A 17,075-nucleotide genomic window follows, 5' to 3' on the forward strand; every position below is an offset into this window, starting at 1 on the left:
GAAACCAAAAATTGGATGAGGGAGGATCTTGTTCGTGAGTCATGATGAACGTTTAAATCTTTTAGAACAACGAATCATGGAACTTGAGAAAGAAGTACAAGAATTAAAACAGTATAAAATATCAACGAAAGTTACTACGGATACAGAACCACCGTCCAAAACATGGATTGAGGGGCCTGTCCCCTCCGGTACAACCTACGATGTAACGAGAAAGAAAACGCCTCAAGAGAACATCAGGAAAAAAGAGACCGATTGGGAGCACCTCATTGCTAGGGTTTGGCTTCCTCGAATATTCTTATTTGTCTTTTTAATCGGATTAATTTGGGGTTTCAAAGCAGCAGTGGATGGTGGTTATATTACGGAGGAAATGCGATGCTTGATTGGTTTTCTCGCGGGTGCGCTTTTCTTTTATCTCGGTATGAGACAACACAAACATCAGCGCTTCTTGTTATCACAAGTACTTTTGGCGGGTTCCATAGGAATCTTTATGCTTACCACATTCGCAGCGCATTATTTATATGACTTTATGAATGCCCCTATCGCTTTTGTTCTCAACGTACTTTGGACAGCACTGGGACTTTTGTTCTCATACCGCTACAAATCACAGACATTAGGCGTACTCGCCATTATTTCGGGAATCTTGACACCCTTTCTGGTCGATAACAACCCATCTACACCTTTCTTTGTATGTTACGAAGTACTGCTCTACATCAGCGCCATGATCTTTGCGATCAGGCACCGTTTTGTTACCTTACTTTATACCTCATTTATTTTGATACACCCTGCTTTTCTCATTTTTAGTATGGTGGGTACGATCTCAAATGACAGATGGATTGTCTATGGTGTAATGGTCCAGCACCTCATTCTTTTAGCCTCCATCTTGCTTAGAAAAGGAATGATAAATCATGAGCTTCGTATATTGATATCAAGCTTTGTCTTAACCGCTGTTTGGTCCAGATTAATTTTGGAGTCAGACATTATTCTTATCTTGTTATCCTTCACACTGCTATACAGCGGGGTTTCAGCATACACCTGGAGAAAAGGTTTAAAAGATACACTGCCTTATATGCTTACCATATCATCTTACTCTTTACTTTTCTTATTGATGGAAGTGGCCGAGAATAAATGGGTTATCGGTCTTTTCATTATCGAAGGTTTTGTCGCTCTTGCTCTGGGTTTCATTATTCAATCATTGTTCCAAAAAATAAACGGTCTTCTCATTTATGTAGTAGGGATTCTCGCAGGGTGTATCATCTTATTAGACGGCATGGATTCCATTGCATCCGTTAATACTTTTATATGGATTGTGATTCTGCTTAGCTTAGCAGGCATTATCGTTTTATTGAGACAATACCCTACAGAAAATCAAACGCAAACGAAAGAATGGATTAGAGTTCTTTACTACGGACTCGGCGTACTTTTCCTTATCTTTATAACCGATGTCACTTCTGTACTGACACAAAATGTAAGTGAAAATGCTCAACATTTGATTATATCATCTACTTGGGTGGGCTACGCCATCTCCGTAATAGCTTACGGTCTCAAGAAAAAAATCAAACAAGTTCGACTTGCAGGGATTGCTCTCCTATTTTTAACTTTAATCAAAGTCATCTTCTTCGATCTTCCAACGGTTTCGATGATCATAAAAGCTGTCCTATTTATCGGACTCGGAGGTATTGGCATCTTGCTTTCTCGATTCTTTTATAAGAAAGAATAAGATGGAACATCATAAAAAAGGCTCTCCATTTTTAAATGTACTCTTTAAGATAGACACTTTGAAAAAGTCATCTTATTAGAGTACATTTTATTATTGGAGAGTTGCTTTTTAATTAGGAGTTTCCCTTAACGCTTACGGGAAAACAGGATTTATTTTTACTCAAATCCATAAATGATAGATAGTTAAATCAATTTCATAACTCATTAAAATGATGAATTTGTAACTATATATAGACAAACAAAACCATTTTGATCTATATATACCCCTGATTAAAGCAACTAAAGGAATTATGAAATTGATTCAGTTAACTTTAATAATAAACACAGCTATGGACAACACGATAGGAAGACTCCAACCAAAGTAACGGAGCGGGGAAGATCCATTCTTCTTCTGTTCTATCATTCCTTCAGACGGGTCAAATCGTGTAAACAGCCGCCAGCAGATCATAAAAGCGACAATAGAAGCAGCGCCTGTTATCCATATGATTGCTGCACCAGGACCTCCAGGAGTAGAAATATTTTCAAGCATATCTCCGCTCTGAAGGTATGAGCTGACTACATAAGCCGAGTTTGTTATTAAATGAACAATCATGCCTGGAATAATAGAGCCTGATTTAATTACCAATAAAGAGGAAACAAGAGCCGCCCCGAATAATTCGATCAGCCGGTAAGGATTGTCATGGAACAAGGCAAATAGAAACGAGCTCATCACAGCGGAAAACCATATTCCATGTCTTGCATACCCGGTAATGAGAACTCCCCGAAATAACAGTTCCTCACATATAGGCGGGATTATCCCGATACTCAGCAGAAGAATACACAAGGAAAAGAGTGATTCCGCAACTGGATATTGTGATGTTTTATAGGATGCTCCAAGCAAGACGGATACCACTTCCGTAATCTGGTGAAAAAATAGCAATATGATTTGACTGAGTGCATAAATCACTAAAGAGAGTAAGATATTTTTAAGAGAAACTTTATGTAGCCTGAATACGGTACGAAGGGATATATGCCGGTACCGGCACCAGATTACAGCGGGTAACACATTTAGTATAATTTGTCCGACCGCCACATAGCCCAGAAATAAGAATAGATTATCGTGATGCGGGCTTCCATTCGAACGCATCCATCCAGACAGTATGATGCCAGTGACATAGGATACAAAAAAAATCCATCCTGCATTCTTCATTGTCAGTCTATTGGTCATGTGCCACATCCCTTATCATCTTAGCCGTATTGTGATTAATCTGTATACGTCAGGCCAGGAAAAACAGTATATTGATCCACGTCAAAATGCTGTACCATTCTCATAGATTCTATCTTACCCTTGGCAATCACAAAATCCCACATCTGTCCTTTAAGCTCATCTTCAAATAGGATAACTTTTACTCTTACTTTTAAGAAATTCTTCTGATCTTGTGCATCAACAATGGTATAGTCGATAATCGCCGGGTACATTCCGCCTATAGGTATCATATCAAAACCTTCAACCGTAACAGATTTAATCAGCATATCATCTCTTTCGTCAAAACCAATCATATACGTTCCAATAAGGTTTCTAACACCCGCCCAATTACTGCTGCTAAGTTCAAGTTCCTGTTTCCAAATATCATTTTGATTAGAACGATTGTTGTTATGAATGGTGATTGTTTGATTCTTTTGATCCCAGTTTACATTAGCCCCTAATGCCTTCGATATAACACTAATAGGTACCATAACTCGATTATTAACCATTTGAGGTGCCGCGTCTGATGTAATGATCTGATTATTAACTACAATTTTAATGTTGCCTTTGGCAAAAGCTAGTCCAATGATACTCGTAAAAGAACATAGAGCAACAACAAGTGTGATATACAACTTCCTTTTCATTTTTTTCAGCCTCCTGTTAATAGTCGAACATAATACATGACGCTACAGATTAGATATCGTTACATTTATTTTTTTTCATATCCATTCTGTAATAGAAGGTTGTTCCCATATAAAAAGCCGCCATATCGGCGACTGTTTTCGGATTATAGTTATTAGCGGTGACTTAATCTATTTCATAAACTCGATGATTCCATTTACGATGGCTTGTGCTGCTTTATCTTGAAAAGAATCCGTGAACATCAGCTTTTCATCTGAATAATTGGATAAGAATCCGATCTCTAGAAGAGCGGCTGGCATATTCGTTTCCCTTAACACATGATAATTTGCTTCTTTCACACCTCTGTCTTTTAATCCTAGAGCTTTGGGTTAAATTCTTATGAATCACACTTGCGAGTTCTTTACCTTTCGCACTTTTATCGTTTCCATTGACTGACCAGATTGAATTGATTCATTATTTTAGAAATCTGAGTTATTTAGAAGTATAAGAGATCGTCTTCTTCTCCCCGTTAACAGTACTCAAATAGCTAAAATCGAACGTTTTTCCATTATATTTAGTTAACTTGAGCAAAGAAGTTCTATACAAATTATCAAAAGTGTCTCCTAACGTTTCATCCCAATACTTTTGTTCTTCTTTACTTAGTAAACTTTTATACAGTAAATCACTAGTTTTCTTTTCTAAATCTACAAGGGTAAGTTGAAGTGTTTTATAGGATCTAACAAATAAAAGATCATCTCTAAAATACTCTATGATAAATGGTCCTTCTTGTCCGGTTATATCCTCTACATCGTATTCATCTGAAACTTTCCCATCTGATCCAATGATATAAATCATTTTTCCATCGGAAAGATAATTTATATTATTGGAACCATCTATTTCAAACTCAGAAGAATTGTATGTCCCCTGATAAGATTGGCTAGTTTGTTTTGTTACCATCTCACTGCTTACTAAAAACTGCTGTTTATTACGAAAAAAAGTGAAATGAGACGCATGTTCATCGTCAATGTCTAAAATATATGAACTGTCATTTACTCTTTTCAATGTGATCTTAGGATTTACAAATTCTTTTATATCCGATTTAGCTAACTCAATAATCTTTCCTTTTTTATAAAGCCAGATCTGCCCATTTACTGTAGAGTGCCACATCGAATTTCCACCATCAACGAATAACTTCAAACTCTTATTATCCGTTATTGTAATTTTTTTAGAGTCTTGATCCCATTTTATATTGGCATTCATTACTTCAGAGACAAAACGAAGAGGGATATAGGTTATTCCTTTTTGTGTAAAAGGCGCCTCACTCATTTTCACTTTCTTTCCATTTACCTCAGCTTCCTTCATTCCCATTACAAATGTAACTTTTAAATTAGGCTGTAAAATTTCTATTTCTTTTTGTGTGTTGTTGTACAACACTTTAAAATTCATTTGCTCCGTCAAACTTCTTAAAGGTAAATAAGATACTCCTTTTCGAATTTCAATAGGTTGTTTAAGAGTGATTTCATTATTATTTATAGCTAACTTTGGTTGAGTAGTTGTTGCAGCAAAGACCATAGGAGAAGCTGCAGAAATAGATACAGTTAAAAGTAAAGTCGTTATTAGTTTTGTTTTATTCATGCTTTTCCCTCCAGAAATAAGTAACTGAACTTTTAATGTAATTGAATAAAATAGACTTTTTTTTCTTTTATTTATAAACACTTAACGTTCTGTAAGTTCATAATGTTTCATTTTAATATGTATTTTTTTACAAAAGGTGTGAGAGTATGGAATGATGTGCAGATCGATCTGCAGTCAATTATGTTATTATAGTAACTAGTACACTATAAATGTCCTATAAAAAAACACAAAAACGTGTATTCTTTTGTGTTAAGTGCAATATATCAATTATAGCTCTCCTAATTTCCATCCATCGTTGCTATTAACCATTCATTGCTATCCTGATCATACAGCAATGAATAATCCAAAATTCCTCTTTGAATCTTATTTTCCTCCTTGCGCAGAAATGATACAACCACTTGTATGCGATTCTGCTCTTCTAGATATTTAATTTCATTTACCTCTTGAAAATCATACTGCATACCTTCTGCTTGATAAGTTTTGAGCCAAGCTAAATTCGATTCTACGTAAGAATCATCCAACATATTTTTCACAAAAATCTTTTCGTCATTATCTACGATGGCTTTCAAATTCCCTTGGATTTTATCTGCAATGTCTTTAGAGAAAAAATCCTGTACGTATTCATTCAAATCGAACGATACACCCTCTTTAAAATCTGAGGAATCTACCTCATTCTCGTTAAATTCCTTTTGGATAAGGTAAGTTATTGCTTCTTGATTATCCAGTATCTGTTCCTCATTATTTACATCCAAAAAAGTTACATTTGATTCTGTTTCTATTTGTCTTTTATCTAAGCACCCAGTAGAAAGAACCACTGACATCATAATAAATTTAAGAATCCCCATTTATTTCAACTCCATATCATTGTCTGGGTTACCGATAATTCTCCTTGTATAAATGCCTATTAGCAGTAGTCGATCCGAATCGGGTTGATTAATTGATAATCACTTAAAAAATCATCGACTTCTTCTATCGTTTTCAATCCATTTTGACAAACAAAAGCACCTGCGATTTGCAAATCAGAATCTATGAAAGCAACTCCCGCGTTTACTTCAAATACATCATTTTCAATAAGATAGATAAACGGTGCTTGTGGAGTAAAGTGAATGAGTACACTATAGAGACTTGGATCTGTGCTTTGTTCTTCATATTTTGACGTTTCAAGGTCTTGAGATTCATTCCATCCAACCATAAAAATCCCTCTATTCTACTTGATTTTTTCTTTTAATAAATGAATCAATATCTAAACACCACGGGTCCAATGAATGTTTCTTTCTTTAACAATAATTCTCTAATAATAAACTCCGTTATCATTTTCTAGTTATAAATAATCCACACTATAAAGCATTAATAACAACCCAACAATACACATGATCCACGAAGCGAGTGAGCTTGTACTCTTCGACACCTGATTTTGGATGAATTTTAAAGGCTTCTGCATTATTGAACCTAATAACATATATAACATGTACAAAATGAATGGCGGGAGTACCATGACTACATTATAAGCGAACAGTAATGGGAGCCACTCATACCATACCAAACCTGAATTAGTCATTAGAGCAATGGCAGTGAAATAAGGAAGAGCTGTCCCCACTTCTACCAGTGATGTGGTAACACCTAGAGCAATCATTGTTGAATTCGTTTTGGTTATTGGACTTGTATAGGTAGATTTCTTTTTTTTCGGAACATAAAAACTCCAAATAAACAAAATCCCACCTACAATAAATAGCATCCAGCTGACCACACGATTCTGTAAGAACGTAGAGAACACTTCGAAAAGAAATCCAAATCCTAACTTGATTGCCACACCTGCGCTAAAATAAAATCCAATGACTGTAAATAAATATACCATTAATTTTAAGCCTACTTTTTTCTTTTCAGTTAGAAGTAAATATACAGTGATCCCCAATGTGGCTGGACTAAGGGTATCGAGTAGGGATAATCCACCGATCATGAGTAACAGTTCAGTGTTCATGTGCACCCTCCCTCCTCGTTACTTGTTTGTTCAACGCTAGATATAAAAATTCCGTAAGCCTGGTCCATATATTCAAGGACTTCCATTTTAATAGGGTATAACCCCAGTTGTTCAGACGCTGATGGATTTTTTCGCATTTCCCATAACTTATCGATAAAGGCGTCTTGACCTCCATACTCCTCTTCTTGTTTCTCCAGCATTCTCCGAATAACATTTTGCACACAAGGTGATGATAACGGTTCCTTACACGTATAGTATTTTGTTAATAGGCCAACAAGGGCTATCCATTCCATAGACTCAGGATTACCCACACTCATTTTCGGCAGTTTAGCCCATAGACCCAGTTCAGCATCCGTAAATGTCGATTTTCTATATTGATCAAGTCCTCTTTTATCCTGCAAAGATAACTTAATCAGATGTTGCATTGCTTTTTCCTGATTCCCTTCTTCGACGGCAATGCCACTTACTAACGCACGTAAGGTTTGCTCCATTTCATTTAACCTTGATTGCTCTTCCAAAATAAATGTTAACTGATTGGCTAACCCATCACTCCAATTCCACTCAGGGTCAGTTAACATCTCTTTAATATCTGAAAGTCGATACCCCATGTTTTTATAAAATTGAATTTGCTGAAGCTTTTGTAAATCTTCCTCTGTATATAGCCGATGTCCGCCTTCCGTTTTTGAGGAAGATACCAATAGTCCAATTTGTTCATAGTAACGCAGCGTTCTCACTGTAATTTTTGTTTGCTCTGCTAAGTTTTTTATATGTATCAATTTCTCATGCCTCCAAATTTCAGATTACTTCCTACTCATCATGAAATTAATTAGATAACCTGCTCCAAGACCGATACATACCGCTGACAGCGGGTGATCAATATAAATACCAATTCCTGCACCGATAATTACGCATCCATATATAATCAAGTCTTCTTTCTTTATGTTCCCATCCCCTTTTATTAAGCGTTTCTATTCAAGGATTATCAATAGTGCCATTATAATGAATGACGTTACGTCACTTTCAAGCTTTTATTTCGAATATGGGCAAAAGCTAACTTATGAAAGAAAATGTGTTAACAATTAAGTGATCGTTTGACTGTTTGACTATCCAGGATAATTGGTTGAAATCTTTCGTCACATAAATAAAAAAGCGCCTCAGGATTGATTTCCTGCGACGCTCATTTTCGGTATTCTTTTATATCAAGTGAAATTAAAGTCTCGTAACATTCAGTGAAGAGTCAAGGACTCGAAGTGAACGCTTTAGCTGCATAATGTCTTCATATATCGAAGGGAATTCAGGCAACGCAGGCATGTCCATAACTGGTTTTTTGTTATTTTCAATGGATTCCGCTAGCACTGCAAAACCATGCTGAACCTTCTCAATTCGATCACTTGAAACATGATTAATACGGTTATCCTTACGAGACGCAGCTAGTAACATGTAGCCAAGAATTAAGCTATCACCTACAGCTGGCCATAATATAGTGGTTCTTGCGTTTCTTCTCATCGATTCAGCAAAAGCATTATCATACACAAGTCTCAGCTGAATGAGTGAATTTTGAAGTTTTTCTTCGATTGATTTTCTGACCTCTATACTTTCACAGTTTAATATGGCAGCTAAAAGCTCACCTTCTCTTTCTACCGCCTCTTTAAAAACAGAAGGTAATCTTTTCGAAGCCGTTCTCCTCCATAACCAGGTAATGCCGACCATTGCTACCGCACTACCTATAATAATATCAACGATCCGTGCAGAAATGAAATATTCGCTTGTCAATTCGGGTTGTAATGTCGAACCGATTAATAAAGTGCTCGGTGTAATAAAGATAACAGCTATTGAATAATTCCGACCATAGATTAGCTCAACAACGAACTGCAGACTGGCTAGTATTAACGGAACCGCTACGTATTGAGGGTGCAGCCATAATAAGATGGCACCTACAATAATGCCGATGATTGTACCCAAAGAGCGCTGCATACCTCGATGAAGACTCGCCACATACGTTGCTCCGCCCATAACCGATGCGCTGGATAGAGGTACCCAGTAAGACCGGTCGAAATGAAAGCCATATGCAATTGCAGCTGAGATTACAAGAATAATTCCGTATCGAAGCGCGATAAAAGGAGCGTTGGACCCTGAGGTAAACACATTTCTCCATAGTACGCGAAATCCTGTTTTCGTTTTGTAGTCCTTCGGATCTGTTTTAAAATCATTGGCATTTTTCGAGTTTATCTCAGCAGCCATCTGAATGTTAAGACACAGGTTCTTTATCGAATGATTTAATTCATTTTCAAAGGTGGGCATCGTAAAACCTGATACGTTCTCTTTTTGAAGCAACTGATCACCTATGATTTGTAAAGCATTACTGAGTTGTTCCTCTCCTTCATGTTTTGGAAGTAAGGAGATATCAAGTATGGAAAGGAAAATCTCTCTTGCCTGTGTATTAAGGGCTCTTAATTTCTCTGTGTATGGCTTGTCTTTCCGTCCGAACCACTTGGAATTCATTAACGTACGATCTGCCTGTTGCATGAGTGAGGCCGTCTGGTGCTGCAGATCCGTAAACTCCGCGGTCCCTACAGCAGATAATAGATTTGCCAGACTATAATATACCGCAGAACTTGCTTTACTCTCCGTACGATGAGGATTTTTAATCACTCCAGCCATACCTACCACCCAAGCAAACATCCCGCCAAGAAGTAGAATAAGACTATCCTGCAAAATCACATGCAGATTTGCTGTCATAGAGGTACCAACTGCATACGCAAGAACAAAGAACATTCCGCTTGGTCCCGTAATCTGATAAACCGTAAACATAAGGGTAGATAATCCCCCTACGATCCCAAACATTAGCACCGTTAACATTGTATTGTAAGAGCATAATGATCCCAGCGCAAAGGATACTGCGAGTCCAAGAGCAACCCAAAATAATCGAACAGCACGCTGTGCGTAGGTCTCATTAGACACATATAAAAAAGTGAAACCGCCTATCGAAGCCAAGATTCCTAAGGCAGGATTCCCCATTAATACACCCAGCAGGGCTGGTGTCCCGACACTAATTGCAGAGCCTACTCCTCTAAACCAATTCAAAGGAATAGGCTTGATTTGAAAAGCTTCTTTGTACATAGGTCTCTTTGGAAACGTGTGTTTAGCACGCCGCCGTGAGCTGTAAGAAATATGATTATTCATCTTGTCTACCTCAATTCAAAACTAAATATCCGTATCGTTTATTGCGTTTTTTTCAATCTGTTGAAGTACTTTAGTAAAAATCGTTAATTCTTCATCAGATATTCCTTCTAAAACTTGTCCGAATAGGTGTTCTAAGTGTACATAAACTTCATTTCTTAGATTTGTTCCTTTTTCAGTAATAAATATGAAGTAGGAGCGCCGATCTGTATGATTCGTTTTGCGAATGACGAATTCGCCTCGTTCCAATAGATCTAGGATCTTCGCCAACGTTGCGGGATCTTTGTCTGCGATGGAGGCGAGTTCTTTTTGTTTAATACCATCATTTTCATAGACTCTTTTTAGTACGGTCCATTGCTCGGGTGTAATGGAATACCTTTTCAGATGACCTGATAAAAAACGAAGTAAAGCCCTACTGGTTTTCGTTATGGAATATCCGTACATCTCTTCTGTGCTAAGATTCATCGGCAACCTCCTTTTTTAATTCGTATGTATACAAATAATGTGTATGCTAATTAATTATAATTAAAATATTAATAAAATTCAATGCTTCTGCCAACTTACACCTTTTGACTTAAGCCGTAACAAAACACGAAACTCTCCCTGCTCAAAAATAGCCCCCTTGAGCCTTCAAGGGAGCTATTCGTTGCAAATAAGAGTTTTTTCAACTTTCATTACATAAGTTCTATTCAGTTTGGCGCTGCTGATTGGGCCCTATTCCCTGCTTCCATCTGCTCTTTGAAAACCAATACCAAAATTAAGGCTATGATGGAAAGAAGTGTACAGATCGTAAACATCGTGGAATACGAGCTGCTCTGTACAACCAGACCCATTACAAATCCGCCCAGAGAGAAGCCCAAATCATACGAGGACATAAAAATGCCCATAAGCACATATCGGGATTCAGAGGGGAGTACGAAAGACAAATAAGTAGTTAATGTCGGGTAAAGAAATGCCACGGCGAAACCGCTAAGTACTGCGGACAAGTAAACCAGCGGCCCGATCGCCTCCATTAGCGCAAGCAGCTGGGTTCCGAGTGCTGCACATAACAGCAAACCCGCCATTAGCCAGGTATTCCAGCTGCCGTCTGACGGGATTTTTTTACGTAAAATGAATCTGCATAAAATCACAATGAGCCCCTGGATCGTTAGAAACACGCCCGCACTCGCTTCCCCTGTCGATACCATGTACAAAGGAAGAAAGGTCGCAGTTGCCCCGAATACACACGAAGCAAACAACATGACACTACTGCTAATTAACAGCGGGGTGCTATGCCAGATCCTGCCGAATGAACGCATCATATCCCACAGCGTATATGATTTGTTCTGCACCGTAGTCTGCGGTAAATCTACCTTGTGTCCAATGATAAGCGGGAAAACTGCGAGCCCGATCATCAGCACAGTAAACCAGATATTGTTCGCATTCTCCCAAATTTGAATAGCAAGTATAGGGATGACCAGAGAAGGAACCATAGTAAACAAGGTATACATCGACAGACCCTGTGCCCGGTCTTTATCTTCCAGCTTTTCTACAATCCCTGCCTGCATCGTCATGGAGAAAAACGCAGTAGCCACACCCTGCAGTGCCCGCAGCCAAAGATACATTTCCACTCCAGTAACGATAAATAAAACCAGTGTTAAAGCATGTAAGATCAGCAGCCATTTCATTACACGAAGCGGCCCATACTTCCCTAAAAGTCCAGCCGCAAACGGTCTTAGAAGCATACATGTAAACATGTACGCTCCCATCATGAGACCAATTTCAGCCTGGTTTAATCCAGCAGCCTCACTCCGCAAAGGAAGAATGATCGTTAGCGCCGAGTTCGCAGCAAAGAATAAAAAAGCTAACATATAAAACCGAATAAAAGAAAAAGATACCGGATTTAATTTTCCTTTGGTAGTTACAGTAGAATTCAAAACATCGTCCCCACTTTCTTTATCTAGCAGTCAATCCATAGATGTGCCTGTGACCTGTGACTGGTTTTCACCGTTCATGGCAAACCAATCATCACTTCTGCTAGAATAGCATAATTTAATTACTTAAATGAATTGGAGAAGAATCCAGCGAACGTCCCATAATTATAAAATATACATTTTAGGATACTACCAAAGATTTGTTTTCGATTGTAAAAGCAAAAAAACCGCTGATCATTTAACGAGATCAGCGGTTTATTAATTTAATTATATTACTTTAATCTATCCATTGTATTTCGTAGTATGAGGATCAGCATTTCAGCTAAATAAACGCTGAAGCTCTTCTACTTCAAGACGGGTCACGGGCTGATAAGCTGGACTTGTCACATATTGAAGGAAGCTGTATATCAGCTGTCTACCTGCAAGTGTAGTCATCAGGTGCTCATGATGAAGAGCACCCATAAGAACTCTTCCATTCAAAACACGACATTCCATCAAGAGACCAAGTTTATGGTTTCTCTCAAAATTATCAATGGTTTGAACTAGAGGTTTCAGATCTTTTTCCAAATGATCCAGAATAATAGAAGATGACTGCGAGACAATATTCCACCACGGATACGTCGAATATTCTTCTGTGGCAAAGTGCCCAAATATAGGATGGTCTTTTTGGATTAGTAACCCCATGGTACCAACAGCAACCTCCTTGTGCATACTCTCAGAGATGGAGCGAAACATCGGATAGGACCAAAAATCAGTACAATAGAACCCTTGAACCGCATTCTGTATGCGATCAGGTGACGGGAAAAGCATGATATCTTCCCCTCGCTCAAGCAGCTCCAGGGCTTTCTCTGAAATCTCGGTAAACAGGTTTACCCCTTGCCAGTCAACTTCCAGCTCATTCGGATAAATCCATAGAGCATAGGTTTTATAAATATCGGTATCTGAAATAGACAGCCGCAGGATCACTTTTGTCATGACCGAGACACTCGGCATAGGAATATGGACATCCGTAATCGTGATATATTGCTGACCATCTAATAAAGGTATTTTTGTAGTCCCTTCCGCTAGATTATAACCTTCACATTGCAGCTCCCATTTAAGGTCACATCCGTCTAAAGCCTTTTTCCTAAAATAGCTCAGTTCAATCCGCGCCTCGAAGAGTTCGCCGGCTTCATAGTTATACTTTGGGAACCTCGCTAAAAGAACGGCGTCTGAACAGAATGTTCTCCATTCTTCAGGTGTAATCAATCCCTTTGAATCCATAAAAGCATCCAGGATGCCAACTAACGCTGTTCCCTGCCCGCTAAAATCCTGGAGATCAAGCAGTTGAAACCCGGCAAGACGCTTAGAGCGAAAAGCCGCTTCTAGTTCTTCTTTGTAACACGCTACAGCCAGTTTACCGGAAGCTGTAAAGTACTTGGCAGCAAGATGACCCAAACCCTTAGCTTCTAAGCGCTCCTGAAATACCTCAAAATTCTTCGCTTTTATAGAGCCTGTGTACTTCTTAATCTCCTCAAAATTGGGGAAAGTAGCATACTGACCTATCTCATGTGAAATGACGGGAATAGGAGAAACAAGCTTGTGACTTCCAGCTTCAGCCTTAACTGTCGTCGAAATCGTACCATATTGGATTTGAATTTCTTCTCCCTCCGACATGACGGATTCGCTTATCGTACAGTCTCTCCCCGGTAAAATGCTTGCATCATAGTCTTTTAATGTGTTTGGCAAATCTGTTTGGACATGACCCAGAGGAGCATCACACATTGCATACGAACCTCTGAACAAGCGATCTTTAGAAAATCGCACGCCGCAAAAAAACTCACTTTCATCCAAAATGTCTGGGGCAAACTGAAAGTTATTGGATCCTTCTGTATATAAATGACGACTGTCATGCTCTTTATAAGCCTTTAACATTGAATTCAATTTATCTTTACTTCCCCACAGTTCATTCCCCATGGACATCATAACAAACGAAGGATGGTTGCCAAAAGCCTGCAGTATTGCATAGCCCTCACGAATCAAGTAGTCCTGCTCAGCTTCATTATGCGAATCAGAGGATTCATCTGTGATCGTTCCCCAAAATGGAAGCTCAGGTTCCATATAAATTCCGAGAAGGTCCGCAGCGATAAAGGCAGCTTCAGGAGGACAACAGGTGTGAAAACGGTAGTGATTCATCCCATAGGATTTGGAGATGCCAAGAATACGAAGCCATTCATCCACGACTGTTGGTGCATAACCTGTAAGCGGGAAAATCAAGCAATCATTTTTGCCGCGGAGAAATGTGTTATGCCCGTTGATCGAAAACTTGTCACCATCCGCTTTGAACTCTCGTAATCCTGTTATTATTTCTTCCGTATCGAGCGTCCTCCCACGGACATCTTGTAGACAAATATGAAGTTTGTAGACATGAGGTTCATCGTCACTCCATAATCGTGCGTCCTTACCTAATTCGTACGTAAAGCGCAGATCATTAGAATCAGGGATACATATTTGCTCTCCTGGCGTATGAACTGGATCAGTATTTATGCTATGGGTCGATACAATGATCCGAATGTCTTGCGGGTCCCCAACAAGCTCTGCTTTAATATCAAATGAGCGGTGAACAAGATTGGGGTACACTTGGACATTTTTTAGAAAAACACGTTCATAAAATTGAAGCTCTATTTTCCCAGTAATCCCGTTCCAGTTGGTCTGTGAATCTTCTGAGGTAAGATGACCCCCTTTAGTTGGATAACTGGTATTATCTACCCGAATCGTAAGATTGTGTGTTCCTGCAGTTAGTCCTGCTGAGATTTCGTAACGATGAGGCGTACTCAAGCTATTTTGTGTCCCATATAGGACACCATCAATCCAAAGGGTTGTTATTCTCGTTCTTTCCAGATGAAGAAAACAACGTTTACCAGCCAAGTGATCTGGAATCACAATGTCTTTTGAAAACCAAGCGTAACCCTCAAATAAATATTCGTCAGTTAAAGATCCAACTAAGATCGTTTCATTCTTTCGCCCTTTTTTTGCATGAGAGGTTGTATTAGGCAATGAAATGGTGTCTGTGTATATGGGTAAGGACTCGCTATCGGTCTTTTGTTCATCCAGATGTAAATTCCAGGTGCCCTCCAGATTCATTTTAGTGAGCATAATACTGTCTCCTTTAAAATTTCATTTATTCATGTTTGTACGACCAAATTAACGGATCTAACAAAAAAAGGAACAGAAATATAGCACTTCTGTTCCTCCTTCATTTTTAAGAGTGATTCGCAAGATGGAGCAACTCACGTACGGTCAAGAACCGATATCCTTCATGATGAAGTTCATCCACTAGTATCTTGACAGCCTCAATCGTTTGAGCACGCTCACCATATCCGTCATGGAATATTAAAATGCTGCCATGATCAATGGTTGGTCTCGTATGTTCCAAAATATAATCTACACCTGGCTGTTCCCAGTCCTTGGCCCCGCCGTTCACTGTACCAATCGCAGTGTATCCGAACTCATCCGCAAGTGCAAGGATATCCTCATTAACTGAAAAGTAGGGAGGTCTGAAATTTAGTACAGGCTCTCCTGTTATTCGGCGAATTCTCCCATCCGCCTGCTGTAATTCTGCCCGCACTTCCTCTAGCTTTAGCTTGGTTAAATCAGGATGGGAGAAGGTATGATTCGCAATCTCATGCCCAGCAGTATGAACTTCTCTTGCGATCTCCTCATATGAATCCATCTCCTGACCAATCATAAAAAATGTTGCTTTTCCATTAACACTACGAAATATGTCCAGCACTTGTCTGGTATAAAGCGGATGAGGTCCATCATCGAATGTAAAGGCAACCACTTTTTCCGGAGTAGACACCTTATGTACTATAGATAACTTGGTCATAACTAGTCCTCCAACTTTTCGTTAAATTATGAAATCGATTTCTATCTATAGATATTCTCGCTTTAGAAGGTCTTATCCTTTAACCGCGCCTGCAATCATACTTTGCTGCACTTGTCTATTGAGTACCAAGTAGATTATAACGGTCGGAAGTGTAGTAATCATCAGTCCTGCTCCAATAATTCCCCACTGTGTAATATAAGTCCCTACCATAGACATCATTCCAACCGTAAGCGTCTGATAGGATTCTTTATTGATAAACGTCACCGCAAACATAAGCTCATTCCAGCAAGATAGAAACGTAAATATCGCTACCGTGGCAATGGCAGGACGTACGAGCGGTAATATAATGGAAAAGAAAGTTCTATAAATGCCGCAGCCATCCATGACCGCCGATTCTTCCATCTCCCTTGGGATCCCTTTATAAAAGCTGCCCAGTATGAACACTGCCATAGGAATTCCAAAAGCTACATACGGTATAATCAAAGACCAATAAGTGTTCAATAAATGCAGGTTCTTGAGGACCATAAAGAGCGGCAGAAGTGTTGCCTGAATGGGTACCATCATTCCAAGAAGGATGGTTGTCATTGTTACACTGCTCAGTTTCCAGTTCATTCTTGTGATTGCATAACCCGTCATAGAGGAAAGAATCAGAACAAGCAGGATGGAAATAGAGGTGACAAGCACACTATTGAAAAAGTACGTTAACACATTCCCGTCTGATAGAGCCTTCGAGTAGTTACTCCATAAAAATTTGTCAGGCAGCCCTAGAACATCTCCACTGAATATTTCACTATTATCTTTCAGGGAGAAAAAAGCCAGCCAGATCAGGGGATAAATCTGTACAATAGCAACAACGATTAAAAAAGCTTGTATTATGATGTTTCTAATAAATGTCGTTTTTTTCCGCAATCGTACTTCTGCTGTTTTCATTTTTCTCCC

The 17,075-nt window shown here is 38.8% G+C and carries 16 protein-coding genes; 1 reads left to right on the plus strand and 15 read right to left on the minus strand.

All coding sequences use genetic code 11. The features are described from left to right. The first annotated feature begins 34 nt into the window (after window positions 1–34). The gene (locus QPK24_RS12890) at window positions 35–1,717 is read left to right on the plus strand and encodes a DUF2339 domain-containing protein (protein ID WP_285741624.1); all 1,683 of its coding nucleotides are present in this window, start codon (window positions 35–37) and stop codon (window positions 1,715–1,717) included. 300 nt (window positions 1,718–2,017) lie between these two features. Here the strand turns inward: QPK24_RS12890 and QPK24_RS12895 are convergent, their stop codons facing one another. The 15 genes from QPK24_RS12895 to QPK24_RS12965 form a co-directional block, all read right to left on the minus strand. Next, complete coding sequence (locus tag QPK24_RS12895) at window positions 2,018–2,923, minus strand: type II CAAX endopeptidase family protein (RefSeq protein ID WP_285741626.1); 906 nt, start codon at window positions 2,921–2,923, stop codon at window positions 2,018–2,020. 35 nt (window positions 2,924–2,958) lie between these two features. Beyond that, a complete protein-coding gene (locus tag QPK24_RS12900) occupies window positions 2,959–3,585 on the minus strand; it encodes a copper amine oxidase N-terminal domain-containing protein (protein ID WP_285741628.1) in 627 nt (208 codons plus the stop codon). A gap of 168 nt (window positions 3,586–3,753) precedes the next feature. Then, window positions 3,754–3,921, minus strand: a complete 168-nt coding sequence (locus QPK24_RS12905; RefSeq protein ID WP_285741631.1) for an N-acetylmuramoyl-L-alanine amidase family protein — start codon at window positions 3,919–3,921, stop codon at window positions 3,754–3,756. 133 nt (window positions 3,922–4,054) lie between these two features. Beyond that, complete coding sequence (locus tag QPK24_RS12910; protein ID WP_285741633.1) at window positions 4,055–5,197, minus strand: copper amine oxidase N-terminal domain-containing protein; 1,143 nt, start codon at window positions 5,195–5,197, stop codon at window positions 4,055–4,057. 278 nt (window positions 5,198–5,475) lie between these two features. Then, window positions 5,476–6,042 carry a hypothetical protein gene (locus QPK24_RS12915; RefSeq protein WP_285741635.1) on the minus strand — a complete coding sequence of 189 codons (567 nt, stop codon included), beginning with the start codon at window positions 6,040–6,042 and terminating at the stop codon, window positions 5,476–5,478. A 59-nt stretch (window positions 6,043–6,101) separates the two neighbouring features. After that, a complete protein-coding gene (locus QPK24_RS12920; RefSeq protein WP_285741637.1) occupies window positions 6,102–6,389 on the minus strand; it encodes a hypothetical protein in 288 nt (95 codons plus the stop codon). A 129-nt stretch (window positions 6,390–6,518) separates the two neighbouring features. Then, the gene (locus QPK24_RS12925) at window positions 6,519–7,175 is read right to left on the minus strand and encodes a GAP family protein (RefSeq protein ID WP_285741639.1); all 657 of its coding nucleotides are present in this window, start codon (window positions 7,173–7,175) and stop codon (window positions 6,519–6,521) included. Then, window positions 7,172–7,951 carry a MerR family transcriptional regulator gene (locus QPK24_RS12930; protein ID WP_285741641.1) on the minus strand — a complete coding sequence of 260 codons (780 nt, stop codon included), beginning with the start codon at window positions 7,949–7,951 and terminating at the stop codon, window positions 7,172–7,174. Before QPK24_RS12930 ends, QPK24_RS12925 begins: the two co-directional genes overlap by 4 nt. A gap of 24 nt (window positions 7,952–7,975) precedes the next feature. Further along, window positions 7,976–8,101, minus strand: coding sequence for a hypothetical protein (locus QPK24_RS12935; protein ID WP_285741643.1), 126 nt, complete (start codon window positions 8,099–8,101; stop codon window positions 7,976–7,978). A 283-nt stretch (window positions 8,102–8,384) separates the two neighbouring features. Further along, the gene (locus QPK24_RS12940) at window positions 8,385–10,358 is read right to left on the minus strand and encodes an FUSC family protein (protein WP_285741645.1); all 1,974 of its coding nucleotides are present in this window, start codon (window positions 10,356–10,358) and stop codon (window positions 8,385–8,387) included. 21 nt (window positions 10,359–10,379) lie between these two features. Continuing rightward, window positions 10,380–10,820 (minus strand): MarR family winged helix-turn-helix transcriptional regulator, encoded by a 441-nt coding sequence (locus tag QPK24_RS12945; RefSeq protein ID WP_285741647.1) that lies wholly within the window; start codon window positions 10,818–10,820, stop codon window positions 10,380–10,382. 224 nt (window positions 10,821–11,044) lie between these two features. Beyond that, a complete protein-coding gene (gene cntE / locus QPK24_RS12950) occupies window positions 11,045–12,271 on the minus strand; it encodes a staphylopine family metallophore export MFS transporter CntE (protein ID WP_285741650.1) in 1,227 nt (408 codons plus the stop codon). 315 nt (window positions 12,272–12,586) lie between these two features. Then, window positions 12,587–15,403, minus strand: a complete 2,817-nt coding sequence (locus QPK24_RS12955; protein WP_285741652.1) for a glycoside hydrolase family 2 TIM barrel-domain containing protein — start codon at window positions 15,401–15,403, stop codon at window positions 12,587–12,589. A 106-nt stretch (window positions 15,404–15,509) separates the two neighbouring features. Next, window positions 15,510–16,136 carry a polysaccharide deacetylase family protein gene (locus tag QPK24_RS12960; RefSeq protein ID WP_285741654.1) on the minus strand — a complete coding sequence of 209 codons (627 nt, stop codon included), beginning with the start codon at window positions 16,134–16,136 and terminating at the stop codon, window positions 15,510–15,512. Window positions 16,137–16,208: 72 nt separating this feature from the next. Next, window positions 16,209–17,066: a carbohydrate ABC transporter permease gene (locus tag QPK24_RS12965; protein WP_285741656.1), complete on the minus strand. Its 858-nt coding sequence runs from the start codon at window positions 17,064–17,066 to the stop codon at window positions 16,209–16,211. Window positions 17,067–17,075: the final 9 nt, after the last annotated feature.

This window comes from Paenibacillus polygoni, from assembly GCF_030263935.1.
Taxonomy (GTDB): Bacteria; Bacillota; Bacilli; order Paenibacillales; family Paenibacillaceae; genus Paenibacillus; species Paenibacillus polygoni.

Coding starts and splice junctions, on each gene's coding strand:
- QPK24_RS12940 (WP_285741645.1), bottom strand. CDS start 10,358: ATGAATAATCATATTTCTTACAGCTCACGGCGGCGTGCTAAACACACG.
- QPK24_RS12920 (WP_285741637.1), bottom strand. CDS start 6,389: ATGGTTGGATGGAATGAATCTCAAGACCTTGAAACGTCAAAATATGAA.
- QPK24_RS12925 (WP_285741639.1), bottom strand. CDS start 7,175: ATGAACACTGAACTGTTACTCATGATCGGTGGATTATCCCTACTCGAT.
- QPK24_RS12955 (WP_285741652.1), bottom strand. CDS start 15,403: ATGCTCACTAAAATGAATCTGGAGGGCACCTGGAATTTACATCTGGAT.
- QPK24_RS12915 (WP_285741635.1), bottom strand. CDS start 6,042: ATGGGGATTCTTAAATTTATTATGATGTCAGTGGTTCTTTCTACTGGG.
- QPK24_RS12965 (WP_285741656.1), bottom strand. CDS start 17,066: ATGAAAACAGCAGAAGTACGATTGCGGAAAAAAACGACATTTATTAGA.
- QPK24_RS12895 (WP_285741626.1), bottom strand. CDS start 2,923: ATGACCAATAGACTGACAATGAAGAATGCAGGATGGATTTTTTTTGTA.
- QPK24_RS12900 (WP_285741628.1), bottom strand. CDS start 3,585: ATGAAAAGGAAGTTGTATATCACACTTGTTGTTGCTCTATGTTCTTTT.
- QPK24_RS12910 (WP_285741633.1), bottom strand. CDS start 5,197: ATGAATAAAACAAAACTAATAACGACTTTACTTTTAACTGTATCTATT.
- QPK24_RS12960 (WP_285741654.1), bottom strand. CDS start 16,136: ATGACCAAGTTATCTATAGTACATAAGGTGTCTACTCCGGAAAAAGTG.
- QPK24_RS12945 (WP_285741647.1), bottom strand. CDS start 10,820: ATGAATCTTAGCACAGAAGAGATGTACGGATATTCCATAACGAAAACC.